This is a genomic window from Kitasatospora sp. NPDC004745, from assembly GCF_042873275.1.
Taxonomy (GTDB): Bacteria; Actinomycetota; Actinomycetes; order Streptomycetales; family Streptomycetaceae; genus Kitasatospora.
Map to the genome: position 1 here is coordinate 1 of NZ_JBIALK010000006.1, position 14,806 is coordinate 14,806.

11 protein-coding genes and 1 tRNA gene are annotated in these 14,806 nt (G+C 72.7%); 8 read left to right on the forward strand and 4 right to left on the reverse strand.

Annotation, left to right across the window (positions count from 1 at the left end; genetic code table 11):
- Positions 1–425 precede the first annotated feature (425 nt).
- The gene (locus tag ACFYUY_RS13080; RefSeq protein ID WP_387900494.1) at positions 426–1,385 is read left to right on the forward strand and encodes a hypothetical protein; all 960 of its coding nucleotides are present in this window, start codon (positions 426–428) and stop codon (positions 1,383–1,385) included.
- A gap of 48 nt (positions 1,386–1,433) precedes the next feature.
- Here the strand turns inward: ACFYUY_RS13080 and ACFYUY_RS13085 are convergent, their stop codons facing one another.
- The 3 genes from ACFYUY_RS13085 to ACFYUY_RS13095 are packed head-to-tail and all read right to left on the reverse strand — an operon-like array spanning position 1,434 to position 4,258.
- Positions 1,434–2,678 carry an ATP-grasp domain-containing protein gene (locus tag ACFYUY_RS13085; protein ID WP_360212918.1) on the reverse strand — a complete coding sequence of 415 codons (1,245 nt, stop codon included), beginning with the start codon at positions 2,676–2,678 and terminating at the stop codon, positions 1,434–1,436.
- Positions 2,679–2,696: 18 nt separating this feature from the next.
- Positions 2,697–3,479 (reverse strand): 4'-phosphopantetheinyl transferase superfamily protein, encoded by a 783-nt coding sequence (locus ACFYUY_RS13090; RefSeq protein ID WP_360212916.1) that lies wholly within the window; start codon positions 3,477–3,479, stop codon positions 2,697–2,699.
- On the reverse strand, positions 3,476–4,258 hold the full coding sequence (locus ACFYUY_RS13095) for a thioesterase II family protein (RefSeq protein ID WP_387900496.1): 783 nt from the start codon (positions 4,256–4,258) through the stop codon (positions 3,476–3,478). Before ACFYUY_RS13095 ends, ACFYUY_RS13090 begins: the two co-directional genes overlap by 4 nt.
- 123 nt (positions 4,259–4,381) lie before the next feature.
- Between ACFYUY_RS13095 and ACFYUY_RS13100 the strand changes: the two genes are divergently transcribed.
- A complete protein-coding gene (locus ACFYUY_RS13100; protein WP_360212914.1) occupies positions 4,382–5,626 on the forward strand; it encodes a biotin carboxylase in 1,245 nt (414 codons plus the stop codon).
- A 126-nt stretch (positions 5,627–5,752) separates the two neighbouring features.
- On the opposite strand, the gene ACFYUY_RS13105 is transcribed toward ACFYUY_RS13100, so the two are convergent.
- Positions 5,753–5,836 (reverse strand) — tRNA-Leu (locus ACFYUY_RS13105).
- 419 nt (positions 5,837–6,255) lie between these two features.
- On the opposite strand from ACFYUY_RS13105, the gene ACFYUY_RS13110 reads away from it, so the two are divergent.
- From ACFYUY_RS13110 to pknB, 6 genes are all read left to right on the forward strand, one after another.
- A complete protein-coding gene (locus ACFYUY_RS13110; protein ID WP_360212912.1) occupies positions 6,256–7,119 on the forward strand; it encodes a DUF3662 and FHA domain-containing protein in 864 nt (287 codons plus the stop codon).
- 46 nt (positions 7,120–7,165) lie between these two features.
- Positions 7,166–7,726, forward strand: coding sequence for an FHA domain-containing protein (locus ACFYUY_RS13115; RefSeq protein ID WP_360212910.1), 561 nt, complete (start codon positions 7,166–7,168; stop codon positions 7,724–7,726).
- Positions 7,727–7,779: 53 nt separating this feature from the next.
- On the forward strand, positions 7,780–9,420 hold the full coding sequence (locus ACFYUY_RS13120) for a PP2C family protein-serine/threonine phosphatase (RefSeq protein WP_387900498.1): 1,641 nt from the start codon (positions 7,780–7,782) through the stop codon (positions 9,418–9,420).
- A gap of 160 nt (positions 9,421–9,580) precedes the next feature.
- Entirely contained in the window at positions 9,581–10,957 is a 1,377-nt protein-coding gene (locus ACFYUY_RS13125) for an FtsW/RodA/SpoVE family cell cycle protein (RefSeq protein ID WP_387900756.1), read from the forward strand.
- Positions 10,954–12,411, forward strand: a complete 1,458-nt coding sequence (locus ACFYUY_RS13130; RefSeq protein ID WP_360212906.1) for a penicillin-binding protein 2 — start codon at positions 10,954–10,956, stop codon at positions 12,409–12,411. Before ACFYUY_RS13125 ends, ACFYUY_RS13130 begins: the two co-directional genes overlap by 4 nt.
- 257 nt (positions 12,412–12,668) lie before the next feature.
- Positions 12,669–14,804, forward strand: a complete 2,136-nt coding sequence (gene pknB / locus ACFYUY_RS13135) for a Stk1 family PASTA domain-containing Ser/Thr kinase (protein ID WP_387900500.1) — start codon at positions 12,669–12,671, stop codon at positions 14,802–14,804.
- Positions 14,805–14,806: the final 2 nt, after the last annotated feature.

Here is a 14,806-nt window from a genome sequence, read left to right on the forward strand (position 1 = left end):
AACTAAGCCCTGGTTCCCGTTCCTCTGAGGCCTGGTTGTCCCGAGCAGTACGCCGAGGGCCCCGCGCGATCACCCCGACGGGCCCTCGGGCGGTGCGGGCACCCGCCCCCGGCGGGCCGCCCGGCCCCCCCCCCCGCCCGCAGGCGGGGGGCAGCCACGGCGGCGGCGGGGGCCGCCGCGGGGGGGGGGGGGGGGGGGGGGGGGGCGGGGGGGGCCCCCCCCCCCGCCCCGCCGGCCGCCCCGCCCCCCGACCGGTAGGCCCCCTGGACACCGTCCCGGGGGCCGTCGCCGTGCCACGGCCCGTGCGGTGCCCGGTCGGCCCACCTGCGGTTATTGGACGGCCCGGCCCCTTGCTGCCAAAATGTAGGGACTTGCCCCCAGACACAGCCGCCGGCCCCGTTGGTCACGGCGAGAGGAGCCCAGTCGTGTCCAACGCGCGAACCATCCGCCAGTTCGAGCAGCGCATGGCCGAGGTGCTCCGGATCCGCCCGAACCAGGTCAAGGACGTGTTCCGGGGCGCCCGCCCGACGTCGATCCGGGTCAACCGCCTCCTCGACGAGGCGAAGTACCTGGAAACCCTCGACATAGTCCGCGAGAAGGCGCCCAGCGCATTTCCCGTCGAATGGTGCGACCACACTTTCCTGTGGCCCGAGAGCGACGGATTCGAGGACATTCTCGAACTTGCCCACGAAGGCCGCGTCTATCTGCAGAACGCGTCCAGCCTCATTCCCCCGGTGGCGCTCGACCCGCGCCCCGGGGACAGCATTCTGGACGTGGCGTCCGCGCCCGGCGGCAAGGCCTTCCACCTCGCCGCCCGGGTGGGCAACGACTGCGACCTCTGGCTGAACGACGCCGCCGCGCCGCGCGCCCGCAAGCTCGGCGAGCTGGCCAAGACCTACGGCGTCAACTACGGCGAGCTGACCACGCACCAGGCCCAGTACATCGACAAGGAGCTGCCGGCCGAGTCCTTCGACCGGATCCTGCTCGACGTGCAGTGCTCGGGCGAGGGCCGGGTCGACATGCGCAAGCCGATCACGTTGCGCTACTGGTCCGAGGAGCGCATCGAGAAGTACAAGTTCCTCCAGCTGAAGATGCTCAGCGCGGCCTACACCCTGCTGAAGCCGGGCGGCGTGATGGTGTACTCCACCTGCACGCTCAGCCCGGAGGAGGACGAGTTCCCGGTCAGCAAGATCCTGCAGCGCCGCTCCGACCTGACGCTGGAGCCGCTCGGGTTCTCCGAGCCGTCGTTCCTGCCCGGGGTCACCTCCTGGCGCGGCACGAAGTTCGACGAGCGCCTCAAGCACGCGGTCCGGGTGGCCCCGAGCGACCTCTTCGAGGGCTTCTTCGTCGCCCGGATCGTCAAGGCCGGGCCCGCGGACGCGTAGGGCGCGACGGGTCGGCCCCGGGCCCGGCGGCCCGGGGCCGACCGCCGGTCAGCCGGTCAGCGGCTCGACGTCGGCGACGACCCGCTCCTGCGCGAGGTCGAGCGCCCGCCCGGTGCCGGCCTCGTCCCCCGCCACCGCGATCAGCGCCGCGAGCCGCGGGATCGGGTTCTTCGGGGGCAGCAGCAGCTGCGTACCGGGCCCGGCGAGCGCGGCCGTGTGGACGATGCCCGGCACGCTCCCCGCGGCCGTCAGGTCGACGGACCGCACCGTGCAGTCGTGCGGCGGGTAGACGAAGCGGACCTCCGCCGTGCCGCCCCCGCCGCCGCCGCGGGTGACCGGCTCCGGGTCGTGCCCGAGCGCGATCTCGGCGGCGGCCTTCACCAGGTCGATCCCGGTGGCCATCCGGCTGATCAGGGGTATCAGGTCCCCGCCGAGCCGGGCGTTCAGCTCGACCAGCCGGGGCCCGGCCGTGGTCAGCCTGACCTCGGCGTGGGTGACGCCGTAGTCCACGCCCAGGGTGCGGTGCGCGGCCCGGACGAGTTCGGCGACCTCCTGCGGCAGGGCGTCCGGGGTGGCGGCGGTGACGAGGTGGCCCACCTCCTCGAAGTACGGGGGGAAGCCGAGCCGCTTCTGCGCCACGTGGACGCAGTGCACCACGCCCTCGAAGACCACGCTGTCCACGCTGATCTCGGGGCCGTCCAGGTACTCCTCGACGAGGATGCCCTCACCGGCCGGCAGGGTGGCGTACGCCGCCCCGGTGGCCAGCTCGAACGCGGCGCGCACGGCGGCCGCGTCCTCGGCCCTGACCACCCCGATGCTGCCGGCCAGCGAGCGGGGCTTCACCACCACGGGGAAGCCGAACTCCTCCGCCGCGGCGACCGCCTCGTCGGCGGAGGACACCAGCCGGTGCGCCGCCGACGGCAGTCCGGCCCCGGCCATCAGCGACCTCGTCGCGTACTTGTCCCGGCACCGCGCGACGGCCGCGGACGACATGTGCGGCAGCCCGAGCTTCTCACAGGCCAGCGCCGTCGCCTCGAGGACCAGCTCGTCCCAGGTGAACACCCCGGACGGCCCCTGCTCCGGGGCCAGTTCGGCCAGCGCCGCGGCGATCGCGTCCGGGTCGGTGCAGTCGACCACCCGGTGGTCGGTGAGGTATTCGCGCTGCCAGGTCGGCTCAGCGGGGAGGACCGCCGACAACGCGTAGTCGCCGGCGAGGGACTGGTAGCAGTACTCCCGGTAGGGCTGCCCCCCGCTCCCGACGATGGTCAGCCGCGGCCTGCCTTGTTCCGTCACGTGCATTCCTCTCCGTCGTCACCCGGGGCCCCCGTCGGTGTCGAAGAGCTCCCGGCCGTATCTCCCCGGCGCCTGCCGGACCGGTGCGTCCCGGTCCAGCAGGAACGCCGCCGAAGCCGTGCCCCCGGGGGGCATGGCGCCGGTCGGTATCCCGAGCGGCAGCAGGACGGTCCGGCCGCCGCCCGGCGGGCGGCCCGGGTAGGCGGTCAGCCGGGCGGTCCCCGACTCCTCGCTCACCCCGACCGCGGTCGGCGGCACCCGGAGCCCCTCGCCGGTGGCCTTCAGGACCGCCTCCTTGTACGTCCACCGCCGCAGCAGCCAGCCGTCCCGCTCCGCCTCCGGGACGCGCCCCAGCTCGGCCGACTCCCGCTCGCCCAGGGCCCGCCGCAGGGCCGCCGACTGCCGCCGGGGCGAGGCCGCCGGGGCCTCGGCGTCCACGCCGACGACCGCCCCCGCGGTCACCGCGACCAGCACGACGTCCCCCGCGTAGGAGACCGACGCGTCCAGCGGGCCGGTGATCCGGGGCCGTCCGTGCGGCAGCGGGCAGTCCGGGCAGTCGCGCAGCACCTCGACCTCCCGCGGGCCGGTGCCCGAGAACTCCGCGGCGGCCAGCCGCAGCAGCGCGGCCGCCACGGTGAACCGGCGCCGGTCGGCCTCGGCCGCGTACAGGTCGCGCCGCACCGCCTCGGCCGGCGCGAGCAGCGCCTCCAGCCCCGGTCGGTGGTCCGCGGTGCGGGCCCACCAGACCCGGCAGGCGACGGCCCCGTCGGCCCCGTCCGCCGCGGCGGCCGTCGGTGTCACCGGGCGGGGTGCGGCAGCGCCGTGCGCGCCGACCGGACGTCCTCGACGAGGTGCCGCAGCAGCGGTGCCGGGTCGGCGCCGAAGTAGAAGTGGTCCCCGTCGAGCGTGCGCAGCCCGCGGAACGCGGTGGACTCCGCCTCCCAGGCGGCGACCCGGCCCGGGGTCGCGAGCGCGTCGTCGCGGCCGCGGAACACCGTGAGCGGCACCGGCAGCGGCTCCGCGTGCGCGGGCCGCCACTGCTCCACCAGTCGCAGGTCGGCCCGGATGATCGGGCCGAAGATCTCCCAGAGCCTCGGGTCGTCCAGCAACTGCTCCGGCGTGCCGCCGAGTTCGCGCACGTGCCGGCGCAGCTGAGCCTCGCTCAGGGTGTGCCGCAGGACGACCGGAGGCGCGGAGCGCGGGGCCCGGCAGGCGGAGATCCCGAGCCAGACCGGCGGCACGGCGCCCTCCCCGACCAGCCGGCGGGCCAGTTCGTACGCGACGATGCCCCCCATGCTGTGCCCGAAGAACGCGTACGGAACGTCGTCCCCGGGGCGCACCTGGTCGAGGAAGTAGCCCACCAGCCGGTCGAGTTCGTCGATCAGTTCGCGTCCCATCAGGCTGCCGTGCCCCGGCGCGTCCAGCGCCCGCACCTCCCAGCCCGCGGGCAGCCGGTCCTGCCAGCCGTGGAACAACGTGCCGGACCCCCCGGCGTGGTGAAATCCGAAAAGCCGGACCGTTGTCGCGCCATTCACCTCGAAGCCGCTCAACGACACCCCTCCCCACGGTGTTTCGGCCATTCCCCGGCCCAACTCTGCCAGATCAGCGGCCTGGCGTTAACGGGGGAAATGAATCATTGCCTCCCGCCTTCCCGGAGGATAGCTTGATCGGGCCATGACCAAGTCGTCCTGGAGGACGTTCTCATGCCGACTACGAGGAACGAGGACGCGGGAGCGCGCCGGCACGTGGTGGTCATCCACCGCTGGCGGGACGCGTACGCACACTACGACGACTACCTCGATCACGCGACCCACGCCGTCAGTTACGTGACCACCGAGGTGGGCGCGGCCGGTGTGCCCGCCGCCGCGGCCGGCGTCGTGCTGGTGGCCGCCACCGACGACCTGGTCGAGGTGCGCGAGGCGGTCTGGGAACTGACCCGGCGCCACGGCGCCCCGCAGGCCGTGGTCGCGCTCAAGGAGGACGACCTGCTGATCGCCGCGCAGTTGCGCGCGGAGTGGGGCCTGGCCGGCGCCACCCCGCAGGACCTGCTGCCCTTCCGCGACAAGCTGGAGATGTGCCGGCGGGTCCGGGACGCCGGGCTCCCCGTGCCCGCGTTCGCCGCGGTGTCCGCCGCCGCGGACGTGGAGCGGTTCGCGGCGCGGCACGGCTGGCCGCTCGTGCTGAAGCCCGTACGGGGCAGTTCGAGCGCGGGCGTGCGGATCGTGCACGGCCCGGCGGACCTCGCCGGGGTGCGCTGGGGCGACGAGGCGCCGCTGCTGGTGCAGGTCCGGCGGACCGACCCGATCTACCACGTCGACGGCCTGTTCCGGGACGGCCGCCTCGACGTCTGGCGCGCCTCCCGCTACGTCAACACCTGCCTGGGCTTCCGGGACGGCTCCTACCTGGGCTCCGTCGAGGAGACCGACCCGGCCGTCCTGGCCGCCGTGGAGGCCGCGGCCCCGCGCTTCCTCGCCGCGCTGACCGCCGCCCCGACCGTCTTCCACCTGGAGGTGTTCGTCGGCACCGGCCCGGACGGCACCCCGCACTGCTCCTTCCTGGAGGTCGGCGCCCGGGTCGGCGGCGCGGAGATCCCGTTCGTCTGGCGCGACCTGCACGGCTACGACCTGATGGAGGCGGCGTTCGCCCTGCAGCTGGGGGAGCAGCCGGCCAAGGGCCGGCCGGCCTCCGGGGCGGTCGGCGGCTGGCTGCTGGTCCCCGCGCCCGCGGAGCGGCCCTGCCGGATCACCGCCGTCACCCCGATGACGGGCCGGGTGCCGGGCCCGTACGCGGAGTCGCTGCTCGCCGCCGGGGAGGTGCTGCCCGCGGCGGACGCCTACTACGAGCACGTCGGCGGGCGGTTCCGGTTCCGGGGGGCGACCGGCGCCGAGGTGGAGGCCGCCATCCGCGCCACCGCCCGCGACTTCCGGGTCCGCGCGGCCCCCGCCTGACCGCCCCCGGGCGGGCGCGGCCCGGGTGGTGCGCCCGTCCGTCCGGGCACAGCGAAAAGGTCGGTACCGTGATCACGGTACCGACCTTTTCGTCGATGCTGCCGAACACCTCGCGGTGTTCCGCTGTGCGCGAGGGGGGAGTTGAACCCCCACGCCCTTTCGGGCACTGGAACCTGAATCCAGCGCGTCTGCCTATTCCGCCACCCGCGCATGGGTGTCGTCCTCGTTGCCGACCGATCTTCCGAACCGCTCGGTACCATGAGTACTTCGCGTTTCCTTGGACCGGCCTCCCTTTCGGGCGGCCCTTCCGACGTGGAAAACAGTAGCACGACCCGGGGGGCCGCTCCGAATCCGTTCCCGCGCGGAACCGACCGCATCCGAACGGATGCGCGACGAACGGGTGAGCGAGGGGTGCGGGGCCGCCCGGGCGGGCACATCTGGCGTGCCGTACCCGACATGCGTCACCCTGTGTGTCCGAGCCCACCCCCGGGCACCACGCTGTCCGGGAACCGTACGGAAGGGCCCGGCGTGGATACGATCAGTACGGAAGTACCGCAAGTAGGCGCGACCGACTCCCCGGGGGGATCCGGTCGGCAGGCAGGCGAACGAACCCTGGAAGGGGGTGCCCCATGGGAGTGCTGAAGAAGTTCGAGCAGCGACTCGAGGGTCTCGTCAACGGCACCTTCGCCAAGGTGTTCAAGTCCGAGGTCCAGCCCGTGGAGATCGCCGGTGCGCTGCAGCGCGAGTGCGACAACAACGCGAGCATCTGGAACCGCGACCGCACCGTCGTGCCGAACGACTTCATCGTCGAGCTGAGCCCGCACGACCACGAGCGGCTCAGCCCCTACTCCGGGCAGCTGGGCACCGAGCTGGCCGGCATGGTCCGCGAGTACGCCGAGGCCCAGCGGTACACCTTCATGGGCCCGCTCCAGGTGAACCTGGAGAAGGCCGACGACCTGGACACCGGGCTGTACCGGGTGCGCAGCCGCACCCTGGCAGCCGAGGAACCCCAGCAGTACTCCCCCCAGCAGCAGCAGCCCGGCTACGACCGCCAGCCGGCCGCACCGGCCCAGGGCGCACCGTGGCAGCAGCAGGGCGCCGGCCAGTTCGGCACGCCCCCGCCGCCCGCCGCGCCCCCGGCGATGCCCCCGGGCCCGCCCGCGACCTCCGGCGGCAACGTCCGGGCCTTCCCGGGTGCCGGCCACGGCGCCTCGGTCCGCCGCTGGATCGAGGTGAACGGCGCCCGCCACCAGATCTCCGGCGCGGCCTGCGTCCTCGGCCGCTCGACCGAGGCGGACGTACGGATCGACGACCCCGGGGTCTCCCGGAAGCACGCCGAGATCCGCCCCGGCACCCCTTCGATGGTCCTCGACCTGGGATCCACCAACGGCATCGTGGTGGACGGGCAGCACACCCAGCGCGCTACGCTCCGCGACGGCTCCCGCATCGTCGTGGGCTCCACCACCATCGTCTACCGACAGGTCGAAGGGTAGTGTCCGAGTTGTTCGCGCGCCTCACTCACCGACGGGCGGGCCGGCCATGTCAGAACTGACCCTCACGGTCATGCGGCTGGGCTTCCTGGCCGTGCTGTGGCTGTTCGTCATCGTCGCGATCCAGGTGATCCGCAGCGACCTGTTCGGGACCAAGGTGAACCCCCGGTCCTCGCGCCGCGGCGCCAACGCGGCCGCGAACGGCTCCGCGGCCACCACCGTGGCCACCGGCGCCCCCGGGGGCCGCCCCGCGCCCGCCCAGACCGCGCCCGCCCCCGCGGCGGGCCAGACCCAGGGCGGCGGGCGCCGCCGCGGCGCCCCGACCCAGCTCGTGGTCGTGCAGGGCTCGCTGGCCGGGACCACCGTCGCGCTGCAGGGCCAGACGATCACCCTGGGCCGCGCGCACGACTCGACCATCGTGCTGGACGACGACTACGCGTCCTCCCGGCATGCCAGGATCTATCCGGATCAGACTGGGCAGTGGACGGTCGAGGATCTAGGCTCCACCAACGGCACCTATCTGGACCGGCAGCGCCTGACCGCGCCCACCCCGCTCCAGCCGGGCATGCCGATCCGTATCGGCAGGACCGTCATCGAACTGCGGAAGTAGTAGCGCATGAGGGACAGCATCCCGTCCATGACCCAGAGGGGGGCACAGGTCGCATGACCCTGGTGCTGCGCTTCGCCGCCGGCTCCCACAAGGGACTGATCCGGGAGGGGAACGAGGACTCCGGCTACGCCGGGCCGCGGCTGCTGGCCGTGGCCGACGGCATGGGCGGCGCCGCGGCCGGCGAGGTCGCGTCCTCCGAGGTGCTCGGCTCGATCGTCCGGCTGGACGAGGACGTGCCGGGCGCCGACCTGCTGACCCTGCTGGGCGACGCCGTCCAGGGCGCCAACGACCGGCTCCGGCAGATGGTCGAGGACGACCCCCAGCTGGAGGGCATGGGCTGCACGCTGACCGCCATGCTCTGGACGGGCCAGCGGATGGGCATGGTGCACGTCGGCGACTCCCGCGCCTACCTGCTGCGCGACGGTTCGCTGGTGCAGATCACCCAGGACCACACCTGGGTGCAGCGCCTGGTCGACGAGGGCCGGATCACCCCGGAGGAGGCCGAGACCCACCCGCAGCGCTCGCTGCTGATGCGGGCGCTCGACGGCCGCGGCCAGGTCGAGCCGGACCTGTCGATCCGCGAGGTCCGGGCCGGCGACCGCTACCTGATCTGCTCCGACGGCCTCTCCGGCCCGGTCAGCCACCAGACCCTCCAGGACACCCTCGGCAGCTTCTACTCGCCCGAGCAGACCGTGCAGGAGCTGATCCAGCTCGCGCTGCGCGGCGGCGGTCCGGACAACATCACCTGCATCGTGGCCGACGTCATCGACGTCGGCGCCACGGACACCATGAGCGGCCAGTTCAACGACGTCCCGGTGGTGGTCGGCGCGGTCGCCGACACCCCGCCGTCCTCGGCCGCGGCCGACCGCTCGATCGCCGACACCCCGGCCGGCCGCGCGGCCGGCCTCGGCCGCAACCCGCAGGGCACCTTCGGCCCGGCCGAGGGCTACGAGGGCGAGTACGGCGGCCAGGGCGGCTTCGGCCCCGCCGAGGGCTACGAGGGCGAGTACGGCTACCCGGCCGAGCCGTCGGTGTACGGCACCGAGGAGTTCGACGAGCCGCGTCCGAGCCGGCGCAAGCGCAAGGGCCTGACCGTCTCGGTGGCCGTCCTGGTCACCCTCGGCCTGCTCGGCGGTGCCGGGTTCCTCGGTTACCAGTGGACCCAGGACCAGTACTACGTCGGCGAGGACGGCGACCACGTCGCGGTCTACCAGGGCGTCAACCAGAACCTGGCCGGCCTGAGCCTGTCCTCCGTCCACTCCTCGTTCAGCAACGTCAAGCTGAAGTTCCTGCCGCAGGACCAGCGGGCGCACCTCAGCAAGACCATCTCGGTCGGCAGCCTGAACGACGCCAACGCCACCGTCCAGGAGCTCGACGGCTGGTCCCAGCTCTGCCAGAAGGTCGCCCAGGCCGCCCCGCCCGCGCAGGGCACCCCGGCGACGCAGGCCACCCACGCCGCGTTCCTGGCGAGCACACCCACCCCGGGCGAGAAGAGCCGCGGACCGGCCGCCGCCGTCCCCAGCGCCTCGCCCACGCCCGCGCCCACCACGCCCGCGCCCACCACGAGCACGCCCGCCCCGAGCACGCCCGCCCCCTCGCCGAGCGCCACCGCGCCGGCCGCCGGTTCGCCGGGCGACCTGCCCGGGCTGACCGACGAGGAGCGCGGCCGGGCCGAGTCCTGCCCGAAGCCGTGACGTCCGTGATCCGACATAGGCCCGCCCCCTGCGGGACCGCCGGCCGTCAGGGGGCGGTCACCACGTGAGCACCTACGACCTGAGCGGCGACCCCGGCCGGACCGGCCGGCGTCGCGCGGCGGCCGAACCCGCCGCGCCCCGACGCCGGGGCAACACCACCATCTCCCCGCAGGGCGCGCCGAACCGGCGCAACACCGAGCTGGCCCTGCTGGCCTTCGCCGTCGTCCTGCCGATCCTCGCGTACGCCAACGTCGGCCTCGCGATGGACTCCGCGCTGCCCGCCGGCATGCTCGGCTACGGGCTCGGCATGGGCGCGCTGGCCCTGGTGGCGCACCTGCTGGTGCGCCGCTTCGCGCCGTACGCCGACCCGCTGATGCTGCCGATCGCCACGCTGCTGAACGGGCTCGGCGTGGTGATGATCTGGCGCCTCGACAAGGCCGGCAAGCTGCTCAGCGGCAACTACCCGGCGGCCCAGAACCAGCTGATGTGGTCGGGACTGGGGATCACGCTGTTCATCGGCGTGATGGTGTTCCTGAAGGACCACCGGGTCCTGCAGCGCTACACCTACATCTCGATGGTGGCGGCGCTGGTGCTGCTCGCCGCGCCGGCCTTCTTCCCGGCCCGGGCGGAGGACTTCGGCGCCAAGATCTGGATCCGGGTGGGCAGCTTCTCCATCCAGCCCGGCGAGTTCGCCAAGATCGTCCTGACGGTGTTCTTCTCCGGCTACCTGATGGTCAAGCGGGACGCCCTGGCGCTGGCCAGCCGCCGCTTCATGGGGCTGTACCTGCCGCGCGGCCGCGACCTCGGCCCGATCGTCGTCATCTGGCTGCTCAGCCTGCTGATCCTGATCTTCGAGAACGACCTCGGCACGTCCTTCCTGTTCTTCGGCCTGTTCGTGGTGATGCTCTACGTCGCCACCGAGCGGACCAGCTGGATCCTGTTCGGTCTGCTGATGTCGATCGGCGGCGCGGTCGCCGTCGCCTCGACCGCCGACCACGTGAAGGTCCGCATCAACGCCTGGCTCGACCCGATGGCCGCCTTCGCCCCGCACCCGCCGAAGGGCGCCACCGAGCAGATCGGCCAGTCGCTGATGGCGCTCGGCTCCGGCGGGGTGACCGGCTCGGGCCTGGGCCAGGGCCGCTCCTGGCTGATCAACTTCGCCGCCAAGAGCGACTTCATCCTGGGCTCGTTCGGCGAGGAGCTCGGACTGACCGGCCTGATGGCGATCTTCCTGCTGTACGGGCTGCTGGTGCAGCGCGGTCTGCGCACCGCGGTCGCCGCCCGCGACCCGTTCGGCAAGCTGTTCGCGGTCGGCCTCTCCTCGGCGATGGCCCTGCAGGTCTTCGTCGTCGCCGGCGGTGTCACCGGGCTGATCCCGCTGACCGGTATGACCATGCCGTTCCTCGCCCAGGGCGGCTCGTCCGTGGTCGCCAACTGGGCACTGGTCGCCATCCTGCTGAAGATCAGCGACAGCGCCCGCCGACCCGGGGCCGAACCGGCCCCCGCCACCGAGGGCCAGGGAGGACCCGTCCGATGAACAAGCCGATCCGCCGGGTCTCGATCTTCTGCCTCGTCCTGATCCTGGCCCTGATGGTCCGCACCAACTGGGTGCAGGGCGTCCAGGCCGACGCCTGGGCCGGCAACAAGAACAACAAGCGCCAGCAGTACGACCGCTACGCCCACCCGCGCGGCAACATCATCGTCGGCGGGCAGCCGGTCACCAAGTCCGACTTCGTCAACGGCCTGCGCTACAAGTACAAGCGCTCCTGGGTCGACGGCCCGATGTACGCCCCGGTCACCGGGTACTCCTCCCAGGTCTTCGGCTCCAGCCAGCTGGAGAACCTGGAGGACGGCATCCTCTCCGGCAGCGACGACCGGCTGTTCTTCCGCAACACCCTGGACATGCTGACCGGCGAGCAGAAGCGCGGCGGGGACGTCCTCACCACGATCAACGCCAAGGTCCAGAAGGCCGCCTTCGACGGCCTCGGCGACAAGAAGGGTGCGGTCGTCGCGATCGACCCGAAGACCGGCGCGATCCTGGCGCTGGTCTCCACCCCCTCCTACGACCCGAGCACCATCGCCGGCAGCGAGGGCACCGACTCCAAGGCCTGGACGGACCTCAACGCCGACCCGAACAAGCCGATGCTCAACCGGGCGCTGAAGGAGACCTATCCGCCCGGCTCGACCTTCAAGCTGGTCACCGCGACCGCCGCGTTCGAGAACGGCCTCTACCAGAACGTCGACGACGCCACGACGACGCCGGAGCCGTACATCCTGCCGGGCACCAGCACCCAGCTGAAGAACGAGAGCCCCAACGAGCGCTGCGAGAACGCCACCGTCAAGTCCGGCATGGACCAGTCCTGCAACACGGTCTTCGCCAAGATCGGCGCCGACCTCGGCAAGGAGAAGATGCGGGCGCAGGCCGAGAAGTTCGGCTTCAACAGCACGATCGACACCCCGGTCCGCTCCGAGAAGAGCATCTTCCCGGACAGCGCCAGCCTGGACGGCACCGCGCAGGACTCGATCGGCCAGCACGACACCCGCGCCACCCCGCTGCAGATGGCCATGGTCTCCGCCGCGATCGCCAACAACGGCAGCCTGATGCAGCCCTACCTGGTCGACCAGGAGCGCTCGGCCTCGCTGACCACCATCTCCAAGCACACCGAGAAGCAGTTCTCCCAGCCGATGAGCCCGGCCACCGCGCAGAAGATGCAGGACCTGATGGTCTCCGTGGTGGAGAACGGCACCGGCAAGAACGCCAAGATCCCGGGCCTGCAGGTCGGCGGCAAGACCGGCACCGCGCAGCACGGCGAGGACAACGCCGGACTGCCCTTCGCCTGGTTCACGTCCTGGGCCAAGACCTCCGACGGCCAGTCGGTCGCGGTCGCGGTCGTGGTCGAGGACGGCTCCAACAACCGCGACGGCATCAGCGGCGGCCGGCTGGCCGCCCCGATCGCCAAGGCGGTGATGCAGGCCGCACTCGGCAAGTAGGGCGCGGCTGCGGTGAGTGGAATGTCACGATCGGCACCCCCGTCCGGATACCGGTCTGATATCGGCCGACGGCTGACTCCGGTCCTCCGTGGTCCGACCGGTAGCGTATCCGCCAGCAGCGGGTGTGCCCGTTGCCGCCCGCGAGGCCGCGCACGGCCCGGCCGGAGAACCGGTCGAGTCCCGCGCGGCGTCACCCAGAGCGTGCGGGGACACCTACGTCACAACCTCACCGGCGGGTGAGGGAGAGGGTCGGAACTATGGAAGAGCCTCGTCGCCTCGGCGGCAGGTACGAGCTCGGCGGCGTCCTCGGGCGCGGCGGCATGGCCGAGGTGTACCTCGGCCATGACACCCGGCTCGGCCGTTCCGTCGCAGTGAAGACGCTCCGGGCCGACATGGCCCGGGATCCGTCGTTCCAGGCCCGCTTCCGCCGCGAGGCCCAGTCCGCGGCGTCCCTGAACCACCCCGCGATCGTCGCCGTGTACGACACCGGCGAGGACTACATCGACGGCATCTCCATCCCGTACATCGTGATGGAGTACGTCGAGGGGTCCACGCTGCGCGAGCTGCTGCACTCCGGCCGCAGGCTGCTGCCCGAGCGCGCGCTGGAGATGACGATCGGCATCCTGCAGGCGCTGGAGTACTCGCACCGCGCCGGCATCGTGCACCGGGACATCAAGCCGGCCAACGTGATGCTGACCCGGCAGGGCAACGTCAAGGTCATGGACTTCGGCATCGCCCGCGCGATGGGCGACGCCGGGATGACCATGACCCAGACCTCGGCCGTCATCGGCACCGCCCAGTACCTCTCCCCGGAGCAGGCCAAGGGCGAGCAGGTCGACGCCCGCTCCGACCTCTACTCCACCGGCTGCCTGCTGTACGAGCTGCTGACCGTCCGGCCGCCGTTCGTCGGCGACTCCCCGGTCGCGGTGGCCTACCAGCACGTCCGGGAGGAGGCGCAGCCGCCGTCCGTCTTCGATCCCGAGGTGCGCCCGGAGATCGACGCGATCGTGCTGAAGGCACTCGCCAAGGAGCGCGACTACCGCTACCAGACCGCCGACGAGATGCGCGACGACATCGAGCGCTTCCTCGACGGCCTGCCGGTGGCCGCCGCGCAGCAGGCCGCCGCCTACGGCATGGGCGCCGCCGGCTACGGCTACGACCAGAACGGCTACCCGCAGCAGCACGACCCGTACGGCCAGACCAACGTGCTGCCGCAGCAGCCCGGCGGCGGCCCGACCACCGTCCTGCCGCAGGCCGCCCCGCAGGCCGGCTACGGGCAGCCCGGGGGCTACCAGGACGACGGCTACGGCCAGACCTACCCCGGCGGCCCGTCCGGCGGCGGCCACGACGACGGCTACGGCCGCGAGGGCGGCCGGCGCGGCGAGGAGCCGCCGAAGAAGAACAACACCTCCTGGATCGTGCTGGCGGTCGCCGCCGTGCTGGTCCTGGTCGGCACCTTCTTCGTGGCCCAGGCGATGTTCAACGGCAACGACGGCGCCAAGAAGGAGTCGCCGAAGGTCGCCGTGCCGAGCCTGGTCGGCAAGAGCCTGGCGGACGCCAAGACGGCCGCCGCCGCGGCCGGTCCCAAGCTCGTGGTGGCCGAGGGCGACAAGGTCGCCTGCCCGGACAGCAACGTCAAGAAGGACCAGGTCTGCAGCCAGAGCCCGGCCGCCGCGGCGCAGGTGGCGGAGAACAGCACCATCACGGTGCAGCTCTCCTCGGGCCCGGCCAAGTCGAACGTGCCGAGCGTGGTCGGCAAGACCAAGGACCAGGCGACGAAGGCGCTCGCCGACGCCGGCTTCACCAACGTCACCACCGAGTACAAGGACGACGACACCGCTCCGCAGGAGACGGTCACCGCCCAGGACCCGGCGGGCAACGCGGCCGGCGACCCGACCGCCCCGGTCAAGCTGACCGTGTCGCAGGGCAAGAGCAAGGTCGCCGTCCCTGGCGTGGTGGGCCAGCCGAAGGAGGCCGCCCAGGCCCAGCTGGAGCAGGCCGGCTTCCAGGTGGACGCCTCGAAGACCACCCAGACCAACGACCCGACCAAGATCAACACGGTCGCGTCGCAGTCGATCCCGGCGAACAGCAAGGCCCCGGCGAACTCGAAGATCACGCTGACGATCTACAAGGCCCCGGACAAGGCCACCGTCCCGCCGCTGCAGAACGTCAAGCTGTCGGACGCCATCGCCGCGCTCGGCAAGGCCGGCCTGGGCTACACCGTCACCGGCCCGTCCGACCCGAACGCGCTGGTCATGGGCAGCAACCCGCCGGCCGGCACCCAGCTGGACCCGAACAGCCAGGTCGCCCTGGTCACCAGGCCGGCGGAGCCGACCAAAGGGGGCGACCCCCTCCCCTCACCCACCAACACCAAAGGGCAGCCCAACAACTAAGC

Coding starts and splice junctions, on each gene's coding strand:
- ACFYUY_RS13110 (WP_360212912.1), top strand. CDS start 6,256: ATGGGAGTGCTGAAGAAGTTCGAGCAGCGACTCGAGGGTCTCGTCAAC.
- ACFYUY_RS13120 (WP_387900498.1), top strand. CDS start 7,780: ATGACCCTGGTGCTGCGCTTCGCCGCCGGCTCCCACAAGGGACTGATC.
- ACFYUY_RS13115 (WP_360212910.1), top strand. CDS start 7,166: ATGTCAGAACTGACCCTCACGGTCATGCGGCTGGGCTTCCTGGCCGTG.
- pknB (WP_387900500.1), top strand. CDS start 12,669: ATGGAAGAGCCTCGTCGCCTCGGCGGCAGGTACGAGCTCGGCGGCGTC.
- ACFYUY_RS13095 (WP_387900496.1), bottom strand. CDS start 4,258: ATGGCCGAAACACCGTGGGGAGGGGTGTCGTTGAGCGGCTTCGAGGTG.
- ACFYUY_RS13130 (WP_360212906.1), top strand. CDS start 10,954: ATGAACAAGCCGATCCGCCGGGTCTCGATCTTCTGCCTCGTCCTGATC.
- ACFYUY_RS13100 (WP_360212914.1), top strand. CDS start 4,382: ATGCCGACTACGAGGAACGAGGACGCGGGAGCGCGCCGGCACGTGGTG.